The organism is Vibrio amylolyticus (assembly GCF_023145695.1).
GTDB lineage: Bacteria > Pseudomonadota > Gammaproteobacteria > Enterobacterales > Vibrionaceae > Vibrio > Vibrio amylolyticus.
Genome location: NZ_JAJHVV010000005.1, coordinates 182,007 through 199,761, shown reverse-complemented (window position 1 = coordinate 199,761; position 17,755 = coordinate 182,007). Strand labels below are relative to the sequence as shown.

General features: G+C 45.1%; 4 protein-coding genes. All 4 read right to left on the bottom strand.

Going from position 1 to position 17,755, the window contains the following annotated elements; translation table 11 throughout:
* Positions 1-16 precede the first annotated feature (16 nt).
* From pfaD to KP803_RS09660, 4 genes are read right to left on the bottom strand one after another with little or no spacing between them, the layout of a single operon-like run.
* Positions 17-1,654: a PfaD family polyunsaturated fatty acid/polyketide biosynthesis protein gene (gene pfaD / locus KP803_RS09675; protein WP_248008621.1), complete on the bottom strand. Its 1,638-nt coding sequence runs from the start codon at positions 1,652-1,654 to the stop codon at positions 17-19.
* 46 nt (positions 1,655-1,700) lie between these two features.
* Positions 1,701-7,628 (bottom strand): hotdog fold thioesterase, encoded by a 5,928-nt coding sequence (locus KP803_RS09670; protein WP_248008620.1) that lies wholly within the window; start codon positions 7,626-7,628, stop codon positions 1,701-1,703.
* A complete protein-coding gene (locus tag KP803_RS09665; protein ID WP_248008619.1) occupies positions 7,625-9,715 on the bottom strand; it encodes a PfaB family protein in 2,091 nt (696 codons plus the stop codon). The genes KP803_RS09670 and KP803_RS09665 overlap by 4 nt, the downstream gene beginning before the upstream one ends.
* On the bottom strand, positions 9,715-17,613 hold the full coding sequence (locus KP803_RS09660) for a type I polyketide synthase (RefSeq protein WP_248008618.1): 7,899 nt from the start codon (positions 17,611-17,613) through the stop codon (positions 9,715-9,717). The genes KP803_RS09665 and KP803_RS09660 overlap by 1 nt, the downstream gene beginning before the upstream one ends.
* Between the last annotated feature and the right edge of the window lie 142 nt (positions 17,614-17,755).

Genomic DNA, 17,755 nt, shown 5'->3' with positions numbered 1-17,755 from the left:
AAAGATTCGAGATAACCTAAGCCATTCTCTGGCTCGGGGTCCAACGCGCTAGCTCAGGGTCTAATTTAATACCTTGAGCGGTTAAAAGATTCACGCGAGCAAGGTAAGCAGCACCGTGCATCAAGTGCTTCGCAAGGTCAACTGCGTTACGTTGTGTGTAATCATCCAAGTAGCTGTCTTTCGCCCATTCGTTGAATGCACCAAGAGCAGGGCCAGCCCACACTTGGTAATCCATCTCACGTCCCTGCTCACCCGTATTAGACCAACGGCTTGATAAGCCAAGATACCAACGGAAGATCAGTGCCATTTTACGCTTAGGGTTACCTTCAGCACGTTCAATCTGTTTCGGGTCACGTTCATTAAAGTGAGCAACCGTACCCGCCCAGATATCGTCTAGCGTTGAACGGAACACTTGCTTCTCTAACTTTTGACGCTCGTCAGCTGGGATCGCTTCGATAGAGTCATAACGCGTGTAAATTTCGTAAAGCTTATTTGCACGCATTGGGAACAAAGTACCGCGCTTAACCACTTGAAGCTTAACCCCCATTTCAAACATATCCGCTGCGGGTGCCATGGTTACGTCTGCCATCTCAGTTGTCGCAAGTAGTTTACGTGTATGCTCACTCGCCCCTGCTTCTACACACGCTTGGTTAATTGACCCCGTCACAATATATGCAGCGCCCATGTTGAACGTTGCTAGTGCTGCATCAGGAGTACCAACACCACCACCACAACCCACACGTAAAGGCGTTTTGTAATTGTATTGTGCTTGGATCTTGTCTTTAAGCGCTAAAATTGTTGGCAGAAGAGTCACCAGTGGACGGTTATCCGTATGACCACCAGAATCCGCTTCTGCTGTGATGTCGTCCGCCATAGGAACAAGCTGTGCTAGTTCCATTTGCTCTGCGGTAATACGACCTTCATCAACCAGACCTTGTAGCATTTTAGCTGGCGCAGGTTGCATGAATTTACTTGCTACTTCGGTACGACTTACTTTCGCAATCACTTTGTTAGCGATTTGAATCTCGCCTTTTGTATCACGGCTAAGACCCGCAGCTCGATATTGAACGATTTGAGGTGTTAAACCTAAGAAAGCCGAAGCTTCAACCGTATGAACGCCATGTTTTAAAAACAGCTCTACGCTTCCACGCTCTAGTGCTGGTTCACTTGGGCTGTGGATTAAATTAAACATGTAAGGGCCGTTTGGCAGTGCCGCTTGAATACGGTTAATCGCCTGCTCAACGCGCGAAGGAATAAGACCTGCTGCGCCAAATGAACATAGAATCCCCGCTTTACCAAGAGCAATCACAAGTTCTTCAGAAGAGATGCCGTTTGCCATCGCACCTGCATAATACGCGTACTTAACACCATGACAGCGACGGAAATCTTCATCACCTAAGCTTTGAGTGCCAAGAGCTGGCGCAAATGCACTTACTGGGTGTGTATTTACAGAGCTTGCAGAATCACCAGATGTAATTTCAGCTTTCTGGCTAACGCCTAAGCCTTTCTCTGGGTGATTAATTACGTAGCAACCAAGACTCATGTCTTTAAGCGCTGTCGCCATTGCTGCTGTATCGAAATGCGTTGTGCGCTCTTCAATCTGCCAAGGCCATGGAGAAAGTTTTTCGTTATTCATTGTTGTTTGTGTCGTCATTTTAGTTTTTCTTCCTAATTCTTTTTCTTACCAACATGAACTTGGCTTACACTTCTTCGATACTGTCGGCTTCTTGAAGACAGATCGCGATGTCTTTTAGTTCGTAGATACGAAGACCGTCTTTACTTAGGTTCGCGTCACCAACAATGATCTTCTTGCCGTCTTCATCTTTGATTGCAGTGATGTGTACATCAAGAGACATCTGTTTGTTTAGTGGGTTAATCTGACCACGGTACTTCCACTTCACCTCAGACTGAATTTGGCCGAATTTAGGATTGAGGAAACCAGCGCCTAAGTCTTTGTTCAACGCGTACGTTTGCATTAGCTCAATGATCGCTTCAACACCTAGAGAGCCCGGCATTACAGGGTCTTGGTGGAAGTGGAACTGGAAGAACCAGTCGCTAGGGTCGATAGTACGCTCGGCGTATAGGTAACCAAGGCCAGACTTACCACCATCGCTCGTGATTTGAACGTTATCGATGAAATTCAAACGACCACCAGCAAGTTTGTAGTGCGTTTGTTCTACGCCCGTTGCTGAAACTGGCGCGTTGAAGTAACGGCTTGTTTTATCAAGAAGATCGATGCTAACGTCTGGCGTTCGGTTGTTATCGACATGCCAAGGTTGAGTAACCTTGCCGTTATCAAGACCCAGTTGATCTTTAAGCGCCGCGCCTTTGAAGTAACCAAATACAGCAGTTCCTTCGTAGAAAGGAACGCCATCGGTACTTAGCTCGAAGCTGAAGCTTTGAACAATGTTAGTACCCATCATGACTGTTGAAAGTAGACGTGAGTCATTGGTGATGGTTTTACCACGTAAATCGACGTTACGTAGCATTTTACCGCTACCATCAAGGTTACGGAAGAATAGCTCTTCGCCTGGGAAACCAAGCGTTGTACCCATGTAGCCAGAAATGAAACCATTAGGCTGCAGAGAAATCTCCATTAATACCGAGTATGGCATCAATGACTCATGGCTGTTTTCGTCGAAATACCAAGCATTCGCAGGTACTTCATATTCCGCAATACACGAAGACGGTTTCTTGAAGTCGCCACGCTTACCTTTGATATCAACAACACGAGTCGTCAATTGCAGATCGCCACACGGTGTACGTGGTGGGATCATGCCTCGGTAGATTGAGAAGTCAGGACCGAAACATTTTTCGATATCACCCGTTGCGAATTCAAACATATGATAAGGCGTGAACGGTACTGTATCCGGAGTGCGGTTCGGATAATCTGGCGTTGCCGGAGCTTCAACGTGCTGAAGTGGAATCACGCCTTTATTTGGAGCCGTTTCTAGATCAGGAACCTGCGCCATTAGAGGTGCATTTTCTGATGCTTGTTGGCTTACCGATTTATCTGCAACAACCGCTTTTACTGAGCTAGAAGCAGTTGAAGCCGTTTTTGCGTAAGGAACCGTAGTCTCATCCGTCACAACGTAATCACCAGAACCGATGTAACGAGTACATTCTTCGTCTTCACGAATCATCACACCCAAGTTTTGGAAATCAACAATGACTTTACCGTTAAGTAGAATATCGATGTTTGCTTTCGCGTATGGACGTGGGCTCAAGCCAATTTCTGTTACTTCCATACGGTACGTTAGTTCCGCTGATTGAGGCAGAACTTGACCGCGACAGCGTACTTGCTGTGGTGCATTCTCTAGCGGTTGGAATCGTCCGTTCTGTACTAACGTGTGCATACCTAAATGCATCATGTAGAACTGTAGCAGCTGGCCACAACCTTCTGCCATTAATGAGCCAGCCATTACTGAGTCATCTTTAAAGTGGCATGGGAAGTACCAATGTTCAGGCTCTAGCTGCTTGTGACCTTCAATTAGACCAAGTCCCCATGTACCGCCTTGTGGTTCAACACGGCTAACCTTTTCAATCATCATAAACTTCTCAGAGCTAAAGCACAGTGAAGGTTGATGACGATCGGATTGGTGAGTCGGGCCAAAACATTCCACAATGTTTGCAGTAAGCAGATGACGTAGTGATTGGTTATCAAACTGAGTTTTAGGACAATGTAAGATTGGCTCAAAGCGCTTCTTCGTCGCCAATTTACGTGCCTTGATTTCATCTTCAGTGTGAATCACGCCTTTGCCGTCAGCTAGCTCTTCATCATTGAAGAAGCCCGCACAACCGTTATCCATTTTCAGGATCATCTTATCGCCAACGAAACATTCGTAAGAGAAGAAGAACAGCAGCGTGTCGCCATTACGAGCAAAGCTATTGATTGAAATATCGTAACGTAGCGTATCGCCACCACGTGGAAGATCGCCCAAGAAAGTCAATGTACAATCAAGTAGACGATAAACACGCTCGCCTTTGTTTTCAAAATCAATGCCCAAGTAGCTGATCAGCATTAAGTCACATTGACCTGACTCTACGGCCACTGCCCAAGGGATTTGGCCATCAACTAGATATGGCGCATCAACAGGAATATCGTATTCCGTTGTCATTGTGCTTGGCTTGTATTCATTTACTGTCGCGTTTAGTTTAGTAACACGAGATACCAACAGGTAATCGGTTGTTGGCAGTCTTACACGACGAGAGTAGTTATCAATAATTGCATAATCTGGACCAAATACATTCGCGATGTCACCTTCGGCGTATTCAACTAAGTCGTCGTAATTCCAAATACATGGTTTAAGGACTGGCTTAACCGGAGCTGCTAGATCTGGCAAAGAAAGTACATTCACTGGTTGCGTTACAGGAGCGCTAGCCACACCGTTTTGAATTTCCACTGTTTGAACACTGCTGCTTAACTGGGCATTATCAATACCCGTTGTAACGGCATTTAATTGCGCCTTTATTAGTGCATCGGCTATTTGAAGACCTTGAGCTCGAGTCTGTAGAAACGCTTTGTGCACTTCTTGAGTCAATTGTTGATTTTGATTGAACGCTGAAAGCTGTGGTGCGTTCTCTTTAGCGGATAGGACTGTAGTCATATTGCTGTGATTACCTGTAATCGAATTCGGCGAAATCGTCGCCAAAGCTTCAGAAGAAATAGTTGCAGAAGAATGTAAAGGCTGTGCTGTTGTAAGCTGTGACGTCTCTATTTGTGCCGTCTCTAGCAGTGGAACTTCAGCGTGTTGTAGAGTCACAATATTCGATTGCGCTAATGTCGCAACCGTAGCTTGTCTCTTCGCTAATTTACCCGCTGACTTTTGTTGGATTTGATTCAAATCAGCTAACGGTGTTTCCGTGATGTGCTGATAAATATCGCGTCCACCCAGTGCTACTGACTTAACTAATTGACGCTTACTGTCACTTGGCAACTCGCTACTTAAACGGCCATTCAAAGATTGGGATTCAACGTTTGATTGGGTTAACAGTAATTGAGAACACTGCCCTTCACTGATGTTTGCCACAACTGCTCTTTTCGATGCACTTACGTTCGCTGGCGATTGAACATTTAGGCTCAATAAACCATGAATAAGGCTCGCCATACCAGATGCTGATGAACAATGTCCAACACGGTCACTCGCATGTATTGGTGTCGCTGTGGCTAACGTTCTCGTTAATTGGCTAGCTGTTTTATTTTCAGCGGCTTCATTGAGTTCAAGAAGAGAAACCTCATTTGAACTTACACCTACGCGTGTTAGAAGCTCGTCAGTCACGACGTGTTCACGTTGACTAGAGCCAAAGGCCAAAGCACTTATCTCACCGTAAGCTTGGCATTGGGTTGATTCCGCGTGTGCTTGATCAACCAGAACAAGCGCACCTGCACCCTCACCGACTTTCCAACCCGAATTCTTTGAACTAGGGTCGTTGGCAGTTAAAGCGACTGGCGTAATGCTGTTTCGTAGTAATACATGTTCAGCACTACCGCTTAAGTCTACTGCGGCAATAACGACTGCATCAATTGACTCTTGTGACATTAGGTTTTCAGCAACATCGACACAACGCGCAACAGACTGCTCCGCAGCGGAAATAGTGAAGGCTGGTCCATTGAAGTCCCACAATGATGAGATTCGAGATGCCATGATATTGCCAATGAAACTGGTGTACTGATTCAGCTTCGCCGCATCCATTACACTGTCCATCGCAATGGTTTCTAGCGCTTTATATTCAGCATCCGTTAAATCAATACCCATGTTTTCAAGGCTATCAGCAAGCTGGCTATGCAAATTCACACGACCACGGAACTGGTGCATTTCCAGTTCTGTTTCCATCGCCACTAAAACTGCGACTTTCTGTCCAGCTTCTAACTTAGCGTCACGAATCGCTTCATCGGCAACTTTCATCAATAACAGCTGCTGCGAGATCAAACGATCATCTTCATTTGGCGGTACTTTAAAGCGTAAGAAATCAAGGTCGAACTGATCAATATACGCGCCACTTGGAACGCCATCTAAACCAAGCTTACTCAACAACTCTTGGTGTTGGTCTAAACCTTTCCAACGTTTCTTCGGCAGTTCAATGAACGCGTTTGAGTTTGATCTAATCGCACTATCGAGCTCACACACACCTTTTAGGGAACCAAAGTGAGATGCTAGACCTGTTATCTTCAATGCAGAAGTCGCGGCGTTAGTACTAGGCTGCTGAACCGATACATTGTTGCTGCTGTTTTCTGAGTAAGCTTCAAGTAATAAGTGGGCGTTACAACCGCCAAAACCAAACACGGATACACCAGCACAACGTTCAGAGTTGCCTGCTTTATCTGGCCACGACTGAACTTGTTTCGGTAAAGTTTGCGTACCGAATAGACCATCTGGAGAAGATAAAGGGGTATCAAGGTTAATACTTGGCGGTAGCACGCCTTCCTTCATTGCAAAGATCATTTTCATGATCCCTGGCATACCCGCTGCTGTAAGCAAGTGGCCAAGGTTTGATTTAGCGGAGCCAATCAGTGGTACGCTTGAGCCTTGTAACTTATCCGTAAAGAAACGCTCCATAGAGGTCAGCTCTACTTTGTCACCCAGTGGCGTACCTGTAGCATGACACTCAATCACTTCAATGCTTTCTGGTGTTAGATTTGACGCTTCATACGCACGTTCAAATGCTTGTACTTGGCCTTTACTATTTGGACTCAATACGAACTGGCCACGGCCATCGTTTGATAAACCAATACCACTAACAACGGCGTAAATATTGTCGCCATCACGCTCAGCATCAGCGAGACGTTTTAGAACTAAAACACCTGCACCTTCACCAGCGAATAGACCTTTACTGTTGCTATCAAATGGGACTGATACACCATGGTCTGGATAAGCATGGAATATCGAGAAGCCCATGTTAATAAAGAATGGATCTGCGCCAGACACTGCACCAGCCAACATCATGTCAGCCTTACCCGTATTAAGGTAATCGCAGGCAAGCTTTAATGAATAAACCGAACTTGCACATGCTGCATCTAAGCTTAGCTGTACATTGCCAAGGCCTAATGCATCAGCAACCAACTTCGACGCGTTATGAGCAGCGGCTCCATTGATCGCATTGAGTAGCTGAGGTTGCTCATTGGTCGGCAGTAACTGGAAGTTTTCGTTTGAAAGCTTCGTCTTCAGGGCCTTCTCTACAACAGAGTGGTACATAGGTAAGAACAGATCATTCGAGCGTGTTGTTGGGAACGATAACGCCCCCATAATCACACCCGTACGCTCTAGCACATCTGCACTAAGATTGACGCCTGCATCGACTAACGCTTTTCGGCTCGTATCCAAAGCCCATAAAAAGCTTTGATCAACACCGTTAAATGACTCTTCCGTTACGCGGTAACCTGAGCTGTCAAAATTAAAGTTTTCAATATAGCCGCCTTTATCGCAATAAAAACGGTCTGACTCGCCTTGAACACCTTGGTAATCTTTTGGTGTCGCACCAAGCTTTTCAGCGCTTAACGTTGTACGTGAGTCTTTCTTATTAAGTAGATTCTGCCAAAAATCATTTGGCGTATCAGATTGTGGGTATTGATTGGCAATACCTACAATTGCAATTTTATTGCATTTCACATTATCTTTCTGAGAACTCATATTGGCTCTCCTTGGTGGTTATTTTTTTGATTCTCTGCGGCAGAGCTACTGTTTGTTACTAGTAAGTTCGTTGCAGATAACTGGCGCTGAATTTTCGCATCATTTATCTGCTGCTCTAGCCCTTCAAGAAGTGGTGACATAGACAAGGGAATTTGGTGAGTAATTAGCTGACCAATACACTTCAATAGCGTAGTGATGTCTTCACCCCCCTTAGCGTTCGCTGCAACAGTACAGTAGTGACTGGACACTTCATCTGTACGATTGATCTTGTCAATTAACGTACTTGTCTGGCGATCAGCCCCTACTTCGATAAACAGACGAGCACCCTGTGTACGGGCACTACGAATCAATGAAGTAAAATCTAATGTCGAACAAAACGTATTAGCAATTGAAAGTGCAATGCTTTGACTGTCGATATCAACTGGACGATTTTCGGCTGCGCTGATAAAACGAATATGCTCAGGCAGTTCATCAAATACTGGTTGCGTGTAGAACTCACGAATCTGCTCATGCTGACTCCAAGCTGGAGAAGTATGCATCGCTGTTACCCGATTCGCTGGAATTCCACGCTTGCCTAACTTCTTAAGAAGAGCACGGCACGTTTCTTCACAACCCGCTAGAACACAAGTATCACCTTGAACAATGGCTAAATAAGCGCGTGGAAACTCAGGTAGAAGAGCTTCAATAGATGCAGCATCACTACGAACAACAAAGCTATTCCACTTAATTTGTTCAGAAGTGCTTAATTGCCAATTCTCACGTACCGCAGTTAGCTCACCTGAAATCGCGGTGGTGAATATTGGGCTGGTTTGAGTCATCTCAATCAGTGCGTGTGGGTTTTTCCACACGCCCAAACTTGCCCACATGGATGCTTCGCCTTTAGAGTAACCCAAAGCGAAATCCGGTTTCACTGCGAAATCTTCACACAATAACTGCGTCAGAATATAGCTACTGCCGACTCCCGCGATGGCAAGTTCACTTAATGACAACTCTTTAGGTTCATCAGCGTACGTTTTACTCGCCTGCAGCATTTCCTCTAAATCACCTTCACGCTCTAAACGAGCAAAAAGCTGTGGGAAATAGTGGTGAAATTCACGAAGCAACCCCGGATAGACTGTGCCTACACCTGGGTAAACAAACGTAACGCCACCTTTGCTATTTGGTGACGGTGAAAAACAGCTACCAGCGGGCGTTTTGTAATGACTGTTTTCAGCCATTACCTTGCTCAGTGAACTTTCTAACGCAGAGATCTCTTTTAACGCAGACTCTACCGATACCGCTTGAATGACAATATCAGCACAAGCAGCATTTTTAGAACCCGATGTCTGGTACTGCTTTAGGTTCGAATGCATTAACTCAATCAGTTCAATCGCTTTAAACTCACTTGAGTCAATTAAAGGCAAATCACTAAGCTGTACTTTTAGTTGAGCTAGAGCAGATTTAAGTTCCGTTTCATTTGAACCACTAACGACAAACATCACTCGATCTTCAGAAAGCAATGGTTTAGCTGGCTGTAGCCCTGTCGCTTGAGTCAAAATTAAACTTGTTGAGCCCTCGCTTTTGCGATTAAACGTTAGCGACGCAACACGTGCTCTATTCGGCTGAGTAAACCAATACCGATTAGCCAGTGTTCGACCTGATAGTTCGCTTACCACCTCAAACAGTTGGGCAAACTGCTGGGCAGAAGTCGTTACATCAAAATCACGATCATAGCTGAGGTCTTCATGTTGACGTCGTGCATGTGAAAGTGCTTCTTCGACACTCTCAGCTTTTGTCGCACTGTTTTCACAAAAACCAGCAAAGTAAGCATGTGGATGAATTTTACTTTTCGCAGCACTTAGCGCGCTTAGCATTAAGATGCTACTTTCCAACCCTGAATTACCAGAAGCCGCAGTTAGCTCAATAACATGACCTTCAGACACCGCTTCAATAGCGCTATTAATCGATAGATTGAAATCGTCACCGATCACTATTTTTTGAACAGTAGGAAGTGAGGATAATAAGTCGGCAGAAAGCCCAGCGGCGTTTGCAGGCTGAGCTAAAAGAGCGATGCGCAAAGGCATCGCTTTATTAGAAGGAACAGTCACTATGAGGATAGCTCCTTTTCCGTTTTAGAATCTGCTGTCTTAGACTTTTTTGTCTTTTTCGCTGCCGATTTAGTCTCAGGTTGATTCGCTAAGAAGGCGTCATTAAGCGTTTTACTGATGGTCACTTTCGCCCCATTCATAACAGCACTTAATCGACCATCTTGATGATAAAGAGCAATATTCGCTTGCAGTGAACGAGCGGTACTCTTGATCACTTCAAGTTCTAAATAGCCTTTATCTCCTGATTGCATTGGTGAATAACAGATCATCTCACCAATTGCAGAAGGAAGACTTGCTGAACCGTACTTTAGACGAGCCCAAACTAGCATCGCTTGTAACAGATAATCTTCAGTAAATGGTTGGCTATCACCAAACGCATTTTTTGCAATGAAAGATCCGCAATCACTATCAGCAACAGTAGGCATTTCACATTGGGCTAACAGGCCTTCGTCGTCAAAACGCTCTACCGTTTTAATGCCTTGTAGTATTGGCCCGTGAAATAACGTTCCATCACTGTACAACGTTTCTGCAGTGGCTACTTTTGAGCCTGAGCTAGTATCAAAATATTTTACCAATGAGGCCGGTACATCGCTCTCTGCCTGAGCATCAGCAACCAACAATTCAGCTTGGTATTGCGGACGACCTTGGCAACTGATCAACGCTTTTATCACATCCGTCTTAGCCGAAGCTTTAGCCGTTGTTTTAGAACTGACAGCCACAGGTGACAGCGTCACTATTAATTCTTGTGCTTCATCAGTGTCAAAGATTACGCCTTTGAGCAACTTGTAGTTGCGAACGCTAACGTTCGCCCCTATCAATTGCTGCGCTGTTTCACGCATCCATTGGATTGCACACACTGTCGGTAACACTGGGTTACCGGCAATGCAGTGATCCTTGATGAAAGGCAGAGCCTTTGGATCAAGGATACGTGTCACAGTGATGCTTGTTTTCAGCGGACTCTTTGCAAGATGCATAGACTCCGCATTAAGCTTTTTTACAGAAGCTTCCTCTTCAGCGCCTTGCATGCTTGTACCAACAAGAAGTTGAATGCCAGTTTCGCTTAGCAGCTGAGAACTAAACAGTTCTGCACCTGACTGTAGAGGAATCACGTAAACACCACGCTCTTCGAACATTTTTTTCAGCGCCGCATTTACCATGCCACCATCCCACGGCCCCCAGTTGAAGCTCATTACTTTCGCTTCTGGGTTACGTGCTGAAAGCTGCAGTGCTGCTTTGTTCAAGATTTCGTTCGACATCGCGTAATCGCTTTGTCCAATATTTCCGTAGAAACCCGCCGCTGATGAGAACATCGCAACCAATTTCAGCTTGCTGCTATCAAGACCGCTAAGTACTGCTTCTAATCCGCCGACTTTCGTTCCGTAAACCATGTTCAGTTCATCTAACGTTTTGTCTTGAATATGTTTATCAGCCAGTACACCTGCTCCGTGAATCAAGCCAGTGATGTCGTTGAAGTTCGCCAGTGTATTTACTACAGACTCACTGTTAGATACATCGAGACTTAAGTATTCGGCGCTAGCGCCTACATCACTAAATGCTGCTAATGCGGCATTAATTTCTAGACTGCTTAATACAGGCTTTATTAACGCATCGACTTTCTTTGGTGTTGGTTTATCACCTGTCGCTTGTAAATGTGCAATTGCTGCAGGCTTTAGCTCGCTTTCTTTCTTACCTTGAGCCCATTGTGGAAGCTCACTTGCAGTAACATGCTTACTACGACCAGCTAGGATGAAGTGAGATTGACACTGCTTAGCAAGAGTTAAAGCACACTCGAACGTTACGCCTTTAGCACCGCCAGTAACAAGAACCTTATCGCTCTTACCCAGTTTTGCTGCTGTATTTTTTGTTACAGCTTCACCTGGAACTGCTGCAATCAACGTTGCACGGCCAGATTCACCTTCAACAGCTTCAATTAGACCTACTTCAACCGTATTAGTATCAATGTCGAAAAGCTCTCCTGTAATCGCTTCAGCTAAGTGGCGAGCATCAAGCGTTAGCGTTGCATCTAGCGCACGACAGAACACGTTTGTCCATTCGTGGCTCAACGTTTTTGTTAAACCTGAAAGTGCTGCTTGGTTTAGCTCAGCATTCACTAATTGTTCTGCATCTAGGTAACCAAAACCGCCATCGATACGGCTTAGTGTGAAGAATACGCTACGACCAGATACACTATTAAGTTGGCTGTTTAGGTGCTTAGCGAATAAGAACGCGATTGAAATTGACGATTTAGAATCGACATTTAAGTTAACGCCTGACTTCGACTGCTCATCTTTCGAATTAACTAACGCTTGTAGGTGAACAAAACCTGCAATTACTTTGTTTGAAGATTTTAGGTCTGCTTCAATAGAATTGATAACAGCACTTACACCTGCATCATCAATACTTTCTAGCGTGTAGCTTGCGATTTCACTGTTTAGTGGTGACGCGGCAGATAGTGGACTACGTACTACAGCAACTTGAACGCCGTTAGCAGTCAGCTTTTCTGCTAAAACACCCGCATTATGACCATCATCGGTGATCACAACACACGCGTCTTTTGAAAAACAATCGACCAGTTTATCTACCGCTGGTAGCTTTTTTAGCGCTACCTCGTTGTGTGGAGGAAGTTCTGAAGATTCAGAAATCGGTGTCACTGTTTGAGTTGCAGGCTTATCAACGTTAGCGACTGGAGCAGACGCCAACAGTTTGCCTTGCATGTAAGTAACGATTTCACCAAGTGTGCGACACTCTGCTAGATCTTCAGGGTTTAGCTCTGGAAGAGTTGGTAGTTGATCTTGAACCGTACCAAGGATCTCAACACGCTTGATTGAGTCGATACCTAAGTCTGCTTCCATATCCATTGCTAGGTCTAGCATTTCTGCTGGGTAACCTGTCTTGTCTGCAACCACTTCTAGCATTGTTGACTGAACATGCTCTGGGTTTAGACCGTTCGCTGTTGGAGCTGCTTCGGTTTGCGCTACTTCTTCTACAGGAGCAGGTGCACCTAGTTTGCTGTTCATGCCTTTACTGTTCATATAGGAAACGATTTCGCCTAGTGTACGACACTCTGCTAGATCTTCAGGGTTAAGCTCTGGAAGAGTTGGTAGTTCGTCTTGAACCGTACCTAGAATCTCAACACGCTTAATTGAATCGATACCTAGGTCTGCCTCCATATCCATTGCTAGATCAAGCATCTCTACTGGGTAACCCGTTTTTTCAGCAACCACTTCAAGCATTGTCTTTTGAACTGTCTCTGCGTTAAGTCCACCTGTTGTTGCTACCTGAACTTGTTGAGCAGCAGGTGCCGATACAGATACAGCAGATAATTTGCTGTTCATATAAGCGACAATTTCGCCAAGAGTACGACATTCAGCGAGATCTTCTGGGTTAAGCTCTGGAAGAGTTGGCAGTTCATCTTGAACAGTACCTAAAATTTCAACACGCTTAATTGAGTCGATACCAAGGTCTGCTTCCATATCCATTGCCAGATCAAGCATTTCTGTTGGGTAACCAGTTTTCTCAGCAACCACTTCTAACATTGTCTTTTGAACTTTTTCTGCACTTAACGAATTAGTAGCACTTAGACCACTAGTGACTGGCGCTGATGCAGGAGATGCTGTTGCAACAGCCGGCACAGCAGATAACTTACTGTTCATGTAGTTAACGATTTCACCCAGAGTGCGACACTCAGCTAAATCTTCAGGGTTAAGCTCAGGTAGTGTTGGTAGCTCGTCTTGAACGGTACCTAGAATTTCTACTCGCTTGATTGAGTCGATACCAAGATCTGCTTCCATATCCATTTCTAGATCAAGCATCTCAGTTGGGTAACCTGTTTTCTCAGCAACCACTTCTAGCATTGTTTTTTGAACTACTTCAGCACTCAAAGAACTAGCCGCGTCTAGGCCATTTGAAACTGGAGCAGCTTGAACTGGTGCGCTACTGGTTACTGATGAACCAGAAGGCATCTTAGTGTTCATGTAAGCAACAATTTCACCAAGCGTACGACACTCTGCTAAATCTTCAGGATTAAGCTCAGGAAGGTTTGGCATTTCATCTTGAACCGTTCCAAGAATCTCAACACGTTTGATAGAATCGATACCAAGATCAGCTTCCATGTCCATATCAAGATCTAACATCTCTGTTGGATAGCCCGTCTTCTCAGCAACCACTTCTAGCATTACTTTTTCAGCATCAACTGATTGTACTTGCGTCGAAGCTGCTTGAGTTGGAGCAACTGGCGCACTAGCGACCGGAGCCTTAGCCGCTTGAACAACGATTGCAGGTGCTGAAGTCTTAGCTGTCATTGCTTGAGTTGCTTGAGTCGCTTGCTGTTGTGCTACTGGAGCTACAGACTTAGGCGCTTGAGCGGCAACTGGAGCAGCTTGTGTTTTAACAGGAGCGGTTTGCGGAGCTACCTGCGTATTAACTGCTGGTACTACTGCTTGTGCAACAACTGTTGGTGCATAAGCAGGAACCGTTACTGGTGCTGCGCTTTGAGAGCCAAGCGCACTTAGTGCTGAATTGTTGCTTTGAGCTTGCATCTCTAAGTAATGCGCGTGAGCTTTCAGCGTTTCAGCTTGGTGTTGATGGAACATGTCCATTGAACGTTGTAGGCTTTCTGGAACCGAAACGCCTGCTGTTGCCATTTTAGCTTGCTCAGACATTAGCGTATTAAACGTATCGCCATATTGCTGAGGAATTGCTAAGAATTGCTGATGAACTTCAGCGGCTTGTTGCTGTGCGTTAAAGAACGACTGTAACGACGACTCATCTACAGAGACTGGCGACGTAGCTTGAACATTAGTTTGAACGTTAGACGCTTGAACTGGCGTTACTTGAGTAGCAACTTGTGCTGTCGCCGGTACTTGCTCTGTTGCAACGGCAACAGGTACTTCTACTACTTCTGTTTTTATCACTTCTTTTTCCACAATCTTTTCGACTTCAACTTTCACTTCAACAATTTCAGTCTTCTCAGTCACTTGACCCGTCGATAATGACTTATCCATTTTCTTACGAGTTGAAGGGCTGATGTAGTTCGTCGCATTCAATTTAATGTTCATTGGCGACGTAGCTGCTGGCGCTGCAATATCAGCTTGGTATGGGTCAATGTTGTTTAGTGACACACCCGCTACACACAATTGAACCGCCGCTAAGCGCAATTGATGATCACTATCACCTTTAGGGCTTGGGTTAATGCTGATCGTGCACAGCTCTTCACTTTTATCTGCTAGCGTTTTCTCTACTAATTTAGTCAGAATGTTCTTCGGTCCGAATTCGACAAACACGCGAGCACCAGCGTCGTACATAGCTTCAAGTTGAGCGCTGAAATGTACTGATTGCAGCATGTGCTGTTTGAAGGCTTTCTTAATTGCCTTGCCATCTTTACCGTGCAGTTTGCCCGTTGCATTTGAGTACAGTGGTAGCGTAGGCGCAGTGAATGATGCTTTATCAATTGCAGATGCAAATGGTTTTTGAGCATGAGCAACTAATGGTGTGTGGAATGCACCAGACACAGGCAATGCGATTGCTTTAAAGCCTTTCGCAGTCAGGGCATCAGAAGCTTGCTTAGCAGCATCCGTCGGCCCTGCAATTACAAGCTGAGTTGGCGCGTTGTAATTTGCAATGCTTACACCTTCAAACTCAGCAATGCAGCCTTCAACGTCTGCTAATTTGTCAGCATCTAAGATCACAGCGTACATTGTGCCGCTGTCACCTTCTTTTGGTGTAGCTGCCATTGCATCGCCACGAGCAAATGCTAATTGGTAGTAATCATCTTGAGAAATAACACCAGACGCACATAACGCGCTTAATTCACCAAAGCTATGACCTGCAACCATGTCCGCTTTAAAACCTGCTTGAGACATGATCTCAAACTGACCCATTGAAACGGTACCAATAGCACTTTGAGCGTTCGCAGTGTTAGTTAATATAGCTTCTTGAGCTTTAGTTGCATCCGTTGTGAATGTTGGGATAGGGAAAAGTACTTGAGACAACGCCGTCTTCTTATGCTGACCAAATACCTGATCCGCTTTTGCTAATTGCTGGCGCATCTCTGGGTAGTGACATGCAAGCTCGCGACCCATGTTTAGGTATTGAGAGCCCTGCCCTGCGAACAACGCAGCAACCTTGCTATCAGAACCAGTGAATGCTGATTCACGGAAAGTCGTTCCGTTAGGCAATTGCCACTGTGTTTTATCTTGGCTCTCGACCATCGAGATAGCTTTCGTCAGCTGAGCTTCAAGATCAGCGTGATCATTTGCCACTAAACCAAGACGAGCGTGAGATGCATCGATTTCGCGCAGTGCGTACTCTGCTGCAAGTTTGCTTAGATCAGTATTCTCATTGAGAGCTGATTTGGCCTGATTCATATTAGCAACTAACGCGCTACGTGACTCTGCACTGAATAAGAACGACTGTGGTACTTGACGCTGACGGTATTTATCACCACGAGCATGTTCTTGGGTGTACTCTTCCAAAACGACGTGGAAGTTTGTTCCACCAAAACCAAATGAGCTAATACCAGCACGACGTGGAGTACCGTCAACACGCTGCATCCAAGGTCGCGTTTGAGTATTCAAATAGAATGGAGAATTCTCAATGTCTAACTTAGGGTTCGGAGCTGACACGTTGATCGTTGGCGGTAGTACTTTATGGTGCAGTGCAAGAGCCGCTTTGATAAGACCAGCTGTACCTGCTGTCGATTTAGTATGACCGATTTGAGATTTAACCGAACCTAAAGCAATATGTTGCTTCTCTTCGTTATCTTCACTAAATACTGAATTTAGACCGCCAAATTCGGCAACATCACCTGCAGCTGTACCTGTACCGTGCGCTTCAAGTAGACCAAGTGTATGCGGAGCAAAGCCTGCATCATCGTAAGCACGTTTAAGCGCTTTAGCTTGGCCTTCAGGACGCGGTGCATAGATACTCTTAAACTTACCGTCTGAAGATGAACCTACCCCTTTGATCACAGAATAAATTCTGTCGCCATCACGCTCTGCATCTTCAAGACGCTTAAGCGCCACCATACCGATACCTTCACCGATCATCATACCTTTAGAGTCGATGTCGAATGGCTGAATAGTTTCGTTAGTAGTAAATGCAGGAGTTTTAGAGAAGCTCATGTACATGGTTGGTGAGTTATCGGTACAAACACCACCAGTGATCATCATTTCACTGCGACCTTCAACAAGTTCGCTCAACGCCATACGCATTGCAGCTAAAGAGCCAGCACATGCAGCGTCTACCACACAGTTAATGCCACCAAGGTCAAAGCGGTTAGCAATACGACCTGAGATAACGTTACCAAGTGAGCCTGGGAACGAGTTTTCTTCCCAGTGAATATACTGATCTTGGAACTTCTTGATTAGCATTTCGCTATCTTCATCGCTAATGCCGCTGCTCTTGAATACTTTTTTCAATACAGGGTATTGCAGACGAGCATTCAGGCTTTGTGCGATTTTTTGACCGCCACCAACACCTAACGTAATACCAATTTTATCGCGATCGTAACCTTCTGGAAGTTTTGCATCTTCAAGTACTTCTTTTGCAACGATCAGTGATAGCAATTGAGACGTATCCGTCAGCTCAAGAATGTTTGGCGGAAGGCCAAACTCCATTGGGTTGAAGTCGACTTCAGGAATAAAACCGCCACGCTTACAGTAAGACTTATCTGGCGTCGTTCTGTCTGCATCGTAGTAATCTTCTGGACGCCAGTGAGTGTCTGGAACTTCAGTGATAGCATCGATTTTTTCGCTAATAAGATCCCAGAATTTATTCAAATAACGGGAATTCGCAAACATGCTCGCCATGCCAACGATTGCAATCGGCATATCTTTAAGGCGCTTATTAAGACGAGTATCGTCGATAGATTCAGGTTTGTTTGTTTCGGGTTGGCTCATTATGAGTCTCCACTGGACATCACAGAGAGTGATGACATGTTTTGATACGGCGTTTTTAGATACATAGAAAGAAAATCTGTAATAGATTTATAAAAACACAGCTGAAAATTCTGGTTGCTGAGGTTGTGCAACCAAGTAAAGA